Below are 12,486 nucleotides of genomic sequence, written 5' to 3' on the forward strand. Positions count from 1 at the left end.
TTCTAGTCTTTAAACCGGCTTCTCCTGTGGAGAGCCGGTTTTTATATTTATTATATTTTGCTAAAATAATGGGTCACATTTAAGGAAAGAATTTGGATACGAGATAGGGTGACTTGTCTTTTGCCAAAAAAATCATGTATAATGATCTTAAGTGACTGGGTGCGGTTAAAATTAAATATGCGGTAATCTTCCGTCAATGGTATACATTGTGAGACAGGATAGGTCCCAAGATGAGTCTGTGTAAATGATTGAAATGTCTTCGCGCGAGGGGCGCGACGGTGAATTTTGACGGCATTTGTCCGCTTCAATATGAACTTTACTGCCCGGAATCGGGAGCTTTCGCATTGCGCATTTTACAGATATCAGGAATATCCTTGTTAATTAAGGAAGCTATCAGCTGTTTGAAGAATGTGTTCAGCGCCGCTGAAATAATCGAAGTTCAATATTTACCAATAAAAGTATGACGTCCAACATCATAGGAGGGTTAGATTCATTTGTCCAAAAAAAACAACAACGATAAATTGATGATTTTCGCATTGGGCGGAGTCGGAGAAATCGGGAAAAACATGTATGTCATTCAATATGGAGCTGACATTGTAGTCGTGGATTCGGGACTTAAGTTCCCGGAAGAAGATATGCTCGGTATTGATATTGTAATTCCTGATATCTCTTATTTGACAGAGAACCGTGACAAGGTAAGAGGGATTGTACTTACCCACGGACACGAGGATCACATCGGTGGTCTCCCATATGTCCTGAAGAATTTGAATGTTCCGGTTTACGGAACAAGACTTACATTAGGCCTTGTAGAAAACAAATTGAAGGAAGCAAACTTACTGGGTGACACCAAACGAATTCTGATCAATGAAGATTCAGAAATTCAACTGGGAAGCTCACTCAAAGTTACTTTCTTCAGAACCAATCACAGTATTCCTGATTCCGTCGGTGTATGCATAGAAACACCGGAAGGTAACGTAGTTCATACGGGAGATTTCAAATTTGACCACACTCCAGTCAACGGTCAATTTGCAAATCTGCATCGGATGGCTGAAATTGGTCAGAAGGGCGTGCTTGCTCTTTTGTCGGATAGTACAAATGCTGAGAAACCAGGCTTTACCCCATCTGAGAAAAATGTCGGTATCGTTCTGGAAGACATTTTCCGCAAAGCTGAACAACGTGTCGTTGTAGCAACTTTTGCTTCCAATGTGCACCGCATTCAACAAGTGGTTAATGCAGCAGAATCCACAGGTCGTAAGATTACAGTAATTGGCCGTAGTATGGTAAACGTTGTATCCATCGCTTCTGAGCTTGGATATCTGAACGTACCTGACGGTATGCTGATCGAGCCTGAAGAAATGAACAGAATGGCAGCGAACCGTGTCGTTGTTCTTTGCACAGGATCCCAAGGCGAGCCAATGTCCGCATTGACCCGTATGGCACGTTCCAGTCATCGTAAAGTAGATATCTTGCCAGGTGATACTGTTATTATTGCAGCAACACCGGTACCAGGTAACGAGAAATATGTAGGTCGTACCATTGATGAATTGTTCCGTCTTGGCGCTAACGTAATTTATAGCGGTTCCAATTCTGGTGTTCACGTATCCGGTCACGGTAGCCAGGAAGAGCTTAAGCTTATGCTCAACCTGATGAAACCAAAATATTTCATTCCAATTCACGGTGAATACCGTATGCAACGCAAACATGCGCTTTTGGCAGAATCTGTTGGCGTAGAGTCTCAGAACATTTTCATCACTGAAATCGGTGAGATTGTGGAAATTCAAGGCGGTGCCGCTCGTAAAGCTGGTAAAGTAACGGCTGGTAACGTATTGATTGACGGTCTGGGTGTAGGTGATGTAGGTAATATTGTATTGCGTGACCGTAAGTTGCTGTCTCAAGATGGTATTTTGGTTGTCGTGGTTACACTAAGCAAACAGAATGGTGCAATTGTCTCCGGACCTGACATCATTTCTCGTGGTTTCGTTTATGTTCGTGAGTCCGAAGGACTGCTTGACGAAGCGAACCGAATTGTTTCCAGTACACTGCAACGCCTGATGAGTGAGAAAGTAAATGAGTGGGCATCGCTTAAAACAAGCGTAAAAGATTCACTCGGTCGTTTCTTATACGAGCAAACGCGTCGTAGACCGATGATTTTGCCAATTATCATGGAAGTGTAAGGAGAATTCTCCTTAAATAAATATATAGCTTGGGCATTGGCCCCTTTTCCCCGGAAATATTGGACGGTTTCTACGGGAAAAGGGGTTTTTGTATTGTTTATATTCACATCATGAGGAGAGGTTTGCATAATGCGGGGCCCTGAAATGTCATACTAATGAAAGTTAGTAAGGCTATAGCAGACCAGAGCTGCATAAGAAAAGGGAGAGCTGCGAAAATGAACTACATGAATGGATCAAATGGAGCAAAGAATGAGGAAGTTATACCACAAGAGGGAAATCCAAGTACAAATGAAAATATTCCGCCCACTACAATGGGTGCACTTAAAGAGCTTGGACAAACAGCGGTTCCTACCGGTGAACCGGATATCTTTTGCATAACGATCATCGGTCAGATTGAAGGCCATATTGTAATGCCTCCTCAGAACAAAACGACAAAATATGAACATATCATTCCCCAGCTGGTGGCAGCTGAACAGAATAAGAATATTAAAGGTCTGCTTATTATTTTAAATACTGTTGGCGGAGATGTAGAAGCTGGTCTAGCGATTGCCGAAATGATTTCTTCGCTCTCTAAACCAACGGTAACAGTAGTCATTGGAGGGGGCCATAGTATTGGCGTTCCGATCGCTGTATCCTCTACGTATTCAATTATTGCGGAAAGTGCAACAATGACGATACATCCGATTCGTATGAATGGCTTAGTAATTGGAGTGCCACAGACGTTCGAATACATGGAAAAAATGCAGGAGCGTGTAGTAAAATTCGTTACTTCTCATTCTCGGATTTCTGAAGAACAGTTCCGTGATCTCATGTTTAAGACGGGTGAGCTCAATCGTGATATTGGAACAGCCGTTGGGGGGTTGGACGCCGTTAAATATGGTCTCATGGATGAGGTGGGCGGGATCGGAGCTGCCTTAGCGCATCTTAACCGCATGATTGGTGGAGATTTCTCTGCAGCGCCTACAGCAGCGATTTCGGGAGGGCTTACGCAATGACACTCTATACGATAATGTCGATGGAACAGGTGTGGGAAGGGGCATTTAATAATTACGCCACAACGCGAGAAGTAAGTGTTCAGGGGATGCTCATGCAGGTTGAGCCGATGGAGGAAGGACGCGCGCGCATAGTAAGATTGCTGGATTGTCCTTTGGAGCGATATTTAGATCCGTCGTTCTCTCCTGGAGCGATAATTACGTTAACATAAAGATTCATTTTTTGACAAAAGAGAACATAGGTACGCCACGCCATTATATGGTATAATGTTGTTCCGGGGGTGGCTGGCGTGGCTAAACGAAAAAAGAAAAAGAAAAAAGCGCTGCTCGGCAGCGTTTTAAAATATGAAATTTACGGAATTTTACTAATAACGATATCCGTTATTGCTCTGTCTGGTGAAGCGGCGGTAGGACGGTCACTTTCAAGTATGGCGGGTTATTTATTAGGGAGATTTTATTTTGTGTTGCCGCTTATTGGTATTTTTTATGGGCTTATGGTTATGATCCATCGAAGATGGCCTTCTTCTTGGAACAGTCGACATACAGGCGTGCTTCTGCTTCTGCTATCCATGTGCCTTATGAGCACTATTTCTGCAATGGAGCAGAAGCTTGGCCCGTTGTCCTTGCTCCATCCTGGCAACGTGATGACACAAATACATAATGATCTTTCGGGATCTCTTTCGCCCGGTGTTAACAATAGTAATGTCTATATGCTGGGTAAGGATATAAGTGGTGGATATATCGGCGGATTGGAGTATGCTGCACTGCTGTGGCTCTTTGGTAGTCTGGGAGCTAAGCTGCTCATGATCGTTATGCTTGCCATCAGCTTTATGTTAATTACAAATCTCTCCTATGTAGAGATTATTACTCTTTTGCGAGTTCGTACGGTTAAGTTTGTGGAGGGGATTCGTCTCCATGCGGCAAACCGTCCGAAGGCAGTCCCAGTAGCTGCTAGACCTTCCAAAGCAGCCGCACCCGCAAAGACTCGGCCGGTGAAGCAGCCTGTCTATGACGAAGATGACGAAGAGGAAGAAGACGATCGATATTTACCTAATCGTAAGCAACCTGTTCTATTGAAAAAAATATCCGGTTGGTTCACAGGCTCCACCCGTTCAGAGGCGGAAGCCGATTCTGAGGATGATGATCAAGGTCCAATTGTAACAAGTGCTTCGCACGGTCCGATCATTTCTGGGCTTTCAGTAGATAGTCGTGTGACTCCACTTGAGGATATCCATCATGATTTTGATGATGCAGATATGGATATGGAACCTGTGACTCCAATTATTCGCGACTTCTTTGAGCATATCCGCTCAGAAGGGCTAAATGAGGAAGATCGGGAGGAATGGAGTGAATTCTCTCCAGCAGCTCGTGGTGTTACCGTCAAAGCTCCTGTTGCTGGGGTTAATCCAGTTAGTCAACAGCCTTCAGATGAGCCTGAGGAGAATGTGACTATTGACTTGGATGGATTGCTAAGCGCCACTCCTGATGGACAGATCATTCCTGCTCCACCGGCACCACCTCCACCAAAACCTTATAAGTTGCCATCTTTCCGACTTTTAGCCAAACCTAATAACAGCGGCAAAGCGGGAGATCAGAATGATTATATGCAGACCGCCCGTAAGCTAGAAGCTACCCTAGAGAGTTTCGGTGTTAGAGCAAAGGTTCTCGAAGTAGTTAGAGGTCCAGCGGTTACACGGTATGAGATTCAGCCGGATATCGGTGTCAAAGTTAGCCGCATTGTTAATCTGACGGATGACATTGCGCTTGCTCTTGCAGCCAAAGATATACGTATGGAGGCGCCAATTCCGGGTAAATCAGCCATTGGGATAGAGGTACCGAATTCCGAAGTGTCTATTGTGACCATGCGTGAAGTTATGGAGACACAGATCTTTCAGGAAGCTGAATCCAGATTATCGATTGCTTTTGGACGTGATATTTCGGGTCAGACGATTATCGGTAATTTAGCGAAGATGCCCCATTTATTGGTGGCTGGTGCAACGGGTTCTGGTAAATCGGTTTGTATTAACGGGATTATTACGAGTATTTTATACAAAGCTAAACCTGATGAAGTCAAATTCCTGATGGTGGACCCGAAGATGGTAGAGCTGAATGTCTATAATGGGATTCCGCATCTTCTGGCTCCAGTCGTTACTGATCCGAAGCGGGCGAGCTTAGCTTTAAAGAAGATTGTTGTGGAAATGGAGAAAAGGTATGAACTCTTCTCCAAATCAGGTACACGCAACATGGAAGGCTATAATAAGCTGATGGCTGAGAACCCAGCTGCTATACTTCCGTATATCGTTGTTATTGTGGACGAGCTTGCGGATTTGATGATGGTTGCCGCTAACGATGTAGAGGATGCTATCTGTCGGCTTGCACAGATGGCGCGTGCAGCTGGTATACATCTAATTATCGCCACTCAGCGTCCTTCCGTGGATGTCATTACAGGTTTGATTAAGGCGAATATTCCATCTCGTATCGCTTTCGGCGTATCTTCCAATGTCGACTCACGTACCATTCTGGATATGCCAGGTGCGGAGAAGCTGTTAGGTCGGGGAGACATGCTGTTCTTACCGATGGGAGCTTCTAAACCGATTCGTGTGCAGGGTGCCTTTATGAGCGATCAAGAGGTTGAGACGATCGTTCAATATGTCAGCAGTCAAGGTGAAGCAGAATATGATGAGTCCATTGTTCCAGAGGTTGATGACACAATCGCTGAAGACCAGGAGCCACAGGATGAGTTATATGAGCAGGCCGTAACGATCGTGCTTGAAGCGAAGCAAGCTTCAGTCTCGCTACTACAGCGCCGGATGAGGGTTGGTTACACCCGTGCAGCCCGTTTGATTGACTCTATGGAGGCTCGTGGGGTAATAGGGCCTTACGAGGGCAGCAAGCCGCGTGAGGTGCTTGTATCACTTGAGCAGTATCAGCATAACAAGATCAGTTCTTAAGCTGAACAAGTCAGTTTAAACCTTAAATAGACAGTAACAAGGGGCCGTCCCCAAGTAGTTTGTACTACTTGGGGACGGCCTCTTACTCATGCTGAATAAGTGTAAATGACACTTCAAATAATGGCTTTAGTGAAGCTACGAATGAGGCTCCGAGTGAAGCTTCATTAAAATAATTAGGGAATTTCTCCCTGAAATTCTGTGATTATTGGTTCTCAGACTTATAATTAGGGAAAAGCTCCCTATAATTTATTAATTTTGGTAAGAAATAAAGGAATTGGCCTGATTTTTAGGGAGGAATTCCCTAATTCCATTCATTATCAGAGAATATCCACTATTTTCAGGGAGTTTTTCCCTAAAAGTGCGAACCTGTTACTTGGACTATTGTGAATTCATATCACTAAAATGTTGAAAAGTATGACGTATATCTATAATTTCAATTAATGCGTGGTTCCACAGTAAAATGTGGTCCTTTAAATTCATGATTCATATCAACTCCATGGTTTTCTTATTTCGAATATAGTTGATAATTATTCTCAATTATAATGAAAAGCTATTTCTTCTTTTTTAGTAATGCATAGGATGCGCTGACAGTCGTCATAATAACTTTAGCCATCCATGCAGAACTTACAAAAGAAAGGTAGAGCGAACCCTATGAAGAAACAAAAGATGTGGATATTTGCTGCTTTAACTCTTGCACTTGCTGCCGCGCCGTTTGCAGGAACGTTTTTCAAGGGGAATGGCATTGTTCAGACCAAGCAAAGTGCTGCTGCGTCATTTGTCCACGAGTTAAATAATCCTGACGAAGAAGTCTTGCCGGCTTTCAGTACAACACCCATTAAACTTGGGTCCACGGGTCAGGATGTCTATGAATTGCAGGGAAGATTAAAGCACTTAGGTTATTATGCCGGAAAAATAGACAGTCATTTTGGACCAAAAACGAAGAATGCAGTAACCTGGTTTCAATGGAAATTCGGAATGAAGTCTGATGGCATTGTGGGTGCCAAAACTAAGCTGAAGCTGTATAACGCCACGAAGAACTGGAAGCCTACTGAGCCTTCTACGGGCACGGGAAATAAGACAGCACAGAATAACACTGGCAATAAAACAAATACGTCCAATAAAACGAATTCGCCAGGATTGTCTTCAGGTAATTCTTTGGGCTTATCGGAGAATGATCTGAAAATCATGGCTAATGCCGTGTATGGAGAAGCCAGAGGTGAGCCTTTCGAAGGTCAGGTTGCTGTTGCTGCGGTCATTTTAAACCGTGTGAACTCACCTAGTTTCCCGAATACGCCGTCTGGCGTTATTTTTCAACCGGGAGCATTTACAGCTGTGGCCGATGGTCAGATCTATTTGGAGCCCAATGAGCAAGCACGTAAAGCAGTGCAGCAAGCACTCAATGGTTGGGACCCTTCAGGTGGATGTTTGTATTACTTCAACCCTAAAACAGCGACCTCTAAATGGATTTGGACCCGTCCTCAGGTGAAGACGATTGGTCAGCATATTTTCTGTATGTAAAAAGAAGGATAGAGAATTCAGAGAGCAACCGGGAAGAGGCTTCCGGTTGCTTCCTTACTTTGGAATGGTTTAGAATGGTTAATAATTCATAAACATGATGTAGAGCAACTATCCACGCCGTAAAGGAGTTTTGGACTTGACTAATAATGTATTTCAGCATGGCACCGTAGGAGGCTTGCGCATTCACGTTATGCCAACCAAGGCATTCAAGACCTACGCGATCTCACTTTATGCGGGGATCCCTCTTGATGAGAATACAGTAACCTCTACTGCACTAGCTCCATTCGTGCTTCGCAGAGGTACCGCGACTTATCCGGAGACCACGCAATTCCGCGAGCGTTTGGAGGAACTGTATGGCGCTGGATTCGGGTTTGATATTTATAAAAGAGGCGATTATCAAATCGTTCAGTTCCGCATGGATACTATTAATGACTCTTTTGTGCAAAGCCAGGAGAGCTTACTTGAACAATCCTTCGCTTTCTTAGGTGAAGTACTGACTCGTCCATTAGTTGAAGACGGCAGCTTCCGACCTTCGTATGTTGCAACGGAGCGTGAAACCGTTCGCAAGAAGCTGGAGTCCATCGTAAATGACAAGATACGTTACGCTGCTGAGCGCTGTATTGAGGAAATGTGCCGTAACGAGCCATATCGTCTTCACCCTCTGGGGCAAAGAGCGGATCTGGATCAAATCACTCCGAAAAATTTGTATGAATCGTATAATTCCTGGCTGGATGATGCCATCCTTGATCTCTATGTAGTGGGTGACACTACAGCTGAGGAAGTAGAAAAGCTTGTACAGCGTCATTTCGGTCGGGTTCAGTCCGAGGTGGGCTTATATAGCTCTAAGTTCGTACCTGTATCAGTTAATGAGGTGCGGACTGTAGAAGAGAAGCTGGATGTCAGTCAGGGCAAGTTGAACCTGGGTCTACGCACCTCTATTACTTATAAGGATGATAATTACGCGTCCGCACTTATGTACAACGGAATATTAGGAGGGTATCCCCACTCTAAACTCTTCGTTAACGTACGTGAGAAGGCAAGCCTTGCATATTATGCTTCGTCTCGTTATGACGGCCACAAGGGCATTGGAACGATTCAATCAGGTATCGAAACGCAAAATTACGGCAAAGCCGTGGACATTATAGAGAAGCAATTGGAAGAGATGAAAGCTGGCAATATCAGTGATCTGGAACTGAGTCAGACCAAAGCTATGATCCGCAATCAGCTTTCCGAGATTCCGGATTCTGCTTTTGAAATGATCTCTTACGACTTCAACCGCCAGTTGTCAGGAAAAGAACGGACAGCGGATCAGCTATTGGAGCAGGTGGAACAAATCGGTGCTGAAGATGTAAAAGCTGCCGCCGAAACCTTTCAGCTGGATACGATATATTTCTTGACAGGAAAGGAGGAATAACGATGGAACAAATTCATTACGACAGACTTCAAGAGACCATTTATCATGAGGTCATGGATAACGGACTTCAGGTATATGTGTTGCCGAAACCAACCTTCAAAAAGACCTATGCTACATTTGCAACTAAATACGGTTCCGTTGACAATCATTTTCATGTCGCAGGTGGAGAAGAGACCACTGTTCCTGATGGTATAGCTCACTTTTTAGAGCACAAAATGTTCGAAGAGCCAGAAGGCGATATTTTTGCTACCTTTGCTTCAAATGGAGCCTCGGCCAATGCTTTTACAAGCTTTGATCAGACAGTTTATCTTTTCTCAGCAACAGAAAATATAGAGACCAATCTTAGTACGCTCGTTGATTTTGTTCAGCGACCTTATTTTACAGATGAGAATGTAGAAAAGGAAAAGGGAATTATTGGTCAAGAAATCAATATGTATGCTGATAATCCGGACTGGCGCGTGTATTTTGGCCTTATTGAAGCGATGTATTCGAAGCATCCGGTTCGGATTGACATTGCAGGTACGGTAGAATCGATTAGTACGATCACGAAAGAAACGCTGTACACATGTTATAACGCTTTTTATCACCCTAGCAATATGTTGTTGTTCGTGGTTGGGGGTGTGGACCCGGAGAAAGTATTTTCCTTGATTCGCGCTAACCAAAAGGGTAAAACCTACGGCAAGCAGGGTGAAATCAAGCGTATTTTTGAAGATGAACCCGAACAAGTCGCTACAAAACGGCTAGAAAGCAAGCTTGCTGTTTCGATGCCGAAAATCATGTTTGGTTTCAAGGAAAAAGTAGAAGATCTAACAGGTGAAGCTTCTCTGAAACGCGACCTGATAACGAAGCTAATGCTCGATTTGTTGGTAGGTAGTAGCACAGCATTGTATCAAAAGCTTTATGATGAGGAATTGATCTCGGACAGCTTTGGACATGAATTTAATAGTTCTCCGCAGTATGCTTTTTCTGCAATGGGTGGGGATACAAAGGATCCGGACTTGCTTTTAAAACGAATTAAAGAAGAAGTAGATCTAATCTTAAAGTCTGGCTTTGCGGAGAAGGATTTCGAGCGGGCACGGAAAAAGAAAATTGGCGGTTATTTGCGCATGCTGAACTCCCCTGAAAGTATCGCACATGAATTTACACGCTACCAGTTCCGTGGTGGTGACCTGTTTGAAGTTCTGCCTATGTATGAATCGATCACTCTGGCAGAAGTAAATGAGCGTCTGCAAGCCCATGTAAACTGGGAACAGCTTGCCGTTTCATTGGTGGTGAGTCCTTAGGTGAGCGTTTTGGGAGAGAGCAGCAAACCACTAGGGGAAATGACAGTGCTCATTACAGGGGGAAGCGGAGGGATCGGCGGCGCCATTGCGGAACGATTTGCTTCTGTGGGGATGAATATAGTTATTCATTACAGACACTCACATGAAGCTGCGAATGATGTCGCTCGGCGTTGTATGGCCCTTGGCGCAAAGGTAATGACAGTAAACGCGGATATGAAGGATCGTAGTCAGATTGTACGTATGGCGGAAAAGCTTGAGAGTAATGGGATGCAGCCGGATATTCTCGTCAATAATGCCGGTAAATCGCATTACGGAATGTTAGCTGATGTGACCGAAGAGGAATGGGATGACATTATGTCCATTAACTTGAAGGGAACCTTTATGTGCAGTCAGATCTTTATGCCGTACATGGTGTCGCAACGTTATGGTCGTATCATCAACGTTTCTTCCGTATGGGGAATCACTGGAGCTTCTTGCGAAGTAGCTTATTCGGCTAGCAAAGGTGGAGTGAATGCCTTTACAAAGGCTTTAGCTAAAGAGCTGGCTCCATCTGGTGTAACGGTTAACGCGGTAGCTCCAGGAGCGGTTAATACGAACATGCTGTCCAATTTACAGGAGGATGAAGTCCGTATGCTGGAGGATGAGATTCCAGTAGGGCGTTTGGCTACGCCTAATGAAATATCTTCACTAATTTATTTTTTGGCTTTGCCTGAGTCCGGGTATATCACTGGTCAGATTATTAGTCCAAATGGTGGATGGATTACCTGATCTTCAGTTGGAGAAAAACTCCAGCATAATAACTTAGCTTCTAAGACATATTATAAGTGTTGTTTTTAAATCTCACGTAAGGCGGCTTACAGCCTGTATGCAGGTGTTTGACCGTAAACATGAAGGAGGATTTAAGATGACACAAGAAGATAGCGTAATCAAAAATTTTGACACCTGGAAGAAATTTCTAGGAAAACGAGTTGTACAGGCGGAGAAACTTGGGATGAGTGAAGACACAATCTCAAAGCTGGCTTTTGAAATTGGGGAATTCCTCGATGAAAAAGTGGATCCAGCAAACACTCAAAACCGTGCAATCAAAGAGCTATGGGACGTCGGCAACGATGAAGAAAAGCAGACTATTGCTAAACTCATGGTCAAGTTGGCGAAAAATCACGCCTAAGCTTGCGGAAAAGCTCCCCTTGTGGGAGCTTTTCTGCAATTATTACAGGACTGACCTTGCCTTTCATTTTTATTTTATATATCATTAACATGACCCGTGTTTCAGACCGCTTTGTCTGAACGGCATTTTTTTGATGTATATCAAAGTGCGGGAAAAGGAATCTATGAGGTGTACAAGTGGAATATAAACAATGGTATATGGAATACAAGATTCACAAGAACAGACCCGGTCTGCTTGGTGATATCGCTTCAATGTTAGGGATGCTAGAAGTCAACATTCTGACGATTAATGGCGTTGAAGGAAAGACTCGCGGAATGTTGCTGGAGACCAATGATGATGACAAAATAATGCTGATGGGCGAAATGCTCAAGAAAGTTGATAATATTACAGTTTCAGCTCTGCGGTCTCCAAGACTCGTAGACAAGCTGGCTGTGCGCCATGGGCGATATATTGAACGGGATTCAGATGATCGGAAGACGTTTCGTTTCACCCGGGATGAACTTGGACTATTGGTCGATTTTCTCGGGGAACTGTTTAAAAAAGATGGAAATCAGGTAATAGGACTTCGAGGTATGCCCCGTGTAGGAAAGACGGAATCAATCATTGCTGGCAGTGTCTGCGCGATGAAGCGTTGGACATTTGTCTCCTCGACACTTTTACGTCAGACGGTTCGAAGTCAATTAGCAGAAGATGAGATGAACCCACATAATGTATTTATTATTGATGGTATTGTTAGTACGATTCGCTCTAATGAGAAGCATTATAATTTATTACAAAATGTTATGAGTATGCCAAGTACGAAAGTGATCGAGCATCCAGATATTTTTGTGCGGGAATCTGAGTACACCTTTGATGATTTTGATATTATTATCGAGCTTCGCAATAATCCAAATGAAGAAATATTGTACGAGTCGTTTACGACTAGCTACAGTGATGATTTATAGAACAAGAATGAACAATGATATTCATTGAAATTTACAGGAGGT

The 12,486-nt window shown here is 43.8% G+C and carries 10 protein-coding genes; all 10 read left to right on the top strand.

Annotation, left to right across the window (positions count from 1 at the left end):
- The first annotated feature begins 494 nt into the window (after nt 1-494).
- The 10 genes from MKX35_RS15235 to MKX35_RS15280 all read left to right on the top strand — a co-directional run bounded on the left by MKX35_RS15235 (nt 495) and on the right by MKX35_RS15280 (nt 12,444).
- Nucleotides 495-2,174, top strand: a complete 1,680-nt coding sequence (locus MKX35_RS15235) for a ribonuclease J (RefSeq protein ID WP_042189403.1) — start codon at nt 495-497, stop codon at nt 2,172-2,174.
- 215 nt (nt 2,175-2,389) lie between these two features.
- Nucleotides 2,390-3,169, top strand: coding sequence for a ClpP family protease (locus MKX35_RS15240; RefSeq protein ID WP_179085812.1), 780 nt, complete (start codon nt 2,390-2,392; stop codon nt 3,167-3,169).
- On the top strand, nt 3,166-3,378 hold the full coding sequence (locus tag MKX35_RS15245; protein WP_042128829.1) for a YlzJ-like family protein: 213 nt from the start codon (nt 3,166-3,168) through the stop codon (nt 3,376-3,378). The genes MKX35_RS15240 and MKX35_RS15245 overlap by 4 nt, the downstream gene beginning before the upstream one ends.
- A 78-nt stretch (nt 3,379-3,456) precedes the next feature.
- Nucleotides 3,457-6,117 (top strand): FtsK/SpoIIIE family DNA translocase, encoded by a 2,661-nt coding sequence (locus MKX35_RS15250; protein WP_076299228.1) that lies wholly within the window; start codon nt 3,457-3,459, stop codon nt 6,115-6,117.
- A 615-nt stretch (nt 6,118-6,732) separates the two neighbouring features.
- The gene (gene sleB, locus MKX35_RS15255; protein WP_445671584.1) at nt 6,733-7,635 is read left to right on the top strand and encodes a spore cortex-lytic enzyme; all 903 of its coding nucleotides are present in this window, start codon (nt 6,733-6,735) and stop codon (nt 7,633-7,635) included.
- Between the two features lie 136 nt (nt 7,636-7,771).
- Nucleotides 7,772-9,049 (top strand): EF-P 5-aminopentanol modification-associated protein YfmF, encoded by a 1,278-nt coding sequence (yfmF, locus tag MKX35_RS15260; RefSeq protein ID WP_076299227.1) that lies wholly within the window; start codon nt 7,772-7,774, stop codon nt 9,047-9,049.
- 2 nt (nt 9,050-9,051) lie between these two features.
- Complete coding sequence (gene yfmH, locus MKX35_RS15265; RefSeq protein ID WP_076285440.1) at nt 9,052-10,332, top strand: EF-P 5-aminopentanol modification-associated protein YfmH; 1,281 nt, start codon at nt 9,052-9,054, stop codon at nt 10,330-10,332.
- A gap of 39 nt (nt 10,333-10,371) precedes the next feature.
- The gene (ymfI, locus tag MKX35_RS15270) at nt 10,372-11,100 is read left to right on the top strand and encodes an elongation factor P 5-aminopentanone reductase (RefSeq protein ID WP_076299349.1); all 729 of its coding nucleotides are present in this window, start codon (nt 10,372-10,374) and stop codon (nt 11,098-11,100) included.
- 136 nt (nt 11,101-11,236) lie between these two features.
- On the top strand, nt 11,237-11,500 hold the full coding sequence (locus MKX35_RS15275) for a DUF3243 domain-containing protein (RefSeq protein WP_042189396.1): 264 nt from the start codon (nt 11,237-11,239) through the stop codon (nt 11,498-11,500).
- A 176-nt stretch (nt 11,501-11,676) separates the two neighbouring features.
- Nucleotides 11,677-12,444 carry a DUF3388 domain-containing protein gene (locus MKX35_RS15280; RefSeq protein WP_042128818.1) on the top strand — a complete coding sequence of 256 codons (768 nt, stop codon included), beginning with the start codon at nt 11,677-11,679 and terminating at the stop codon, nt 12,442-12,444.
- Nucleotides 12,445-12,486 lie beyond the last annotated feature (42 nt).

Origin of the sequence: Paenibacillus sp. FSL R5-0923 (genome assembly GCF_038009145.1) — a bacterium.
Classification (GTDB): domain Bacteria; phylum Bacillota; class Bacilli; order Paenibacillales; family Paenibacillaceae; genus Paenibacillus_AQ.

What these genes read in the sequence shown, in the direction of transcription:
- MKX35_RS15240 (WP_179085812.1), top strand. Translation starts at nt 2,390, where the DNA reads ATGAACTACATGAATGGATCAAATGGAGCAAAGAATGAGGAAGTTATA.
- MKX35_RS15245 (WP_042128829.1), top strand. Translation starts at nt 3,166, where the DNA reads ATGACACTCTATACGATAATGTCGATGGAACAGGTGTGGGAAGGGGCA.
- sleB (WP_445671584.1), top strand. Translation starts at nt 6,733, where the DNA reads ATGCAGAACTTACAAAAGAAAGGTAGAGCGAACCCTATGAAGAAACAA.
- yfmH (WP_076285440.1), top strand. Translation starts at nt 9,052, where the DNA reads ATGGAACAAATTCATTACGACAGACTTCAAGAGACCATTTATCATGAG.
- ymfI (WP_076299349.1), top strand. Translation starts at nt 10,372, where the DNA reads ATGACAGTGCTCATTACAGGGGGAAGCGGAGGGATCGGCGGCGCCATT.
- MKX35_RS15275 (WP_042189396.1), top strand. Translation starts at nt 11,237, where the DNA reads ATGACACAAGAAGATAGCGTAATCAAAAATTTTGACACCTGGAAGAAA.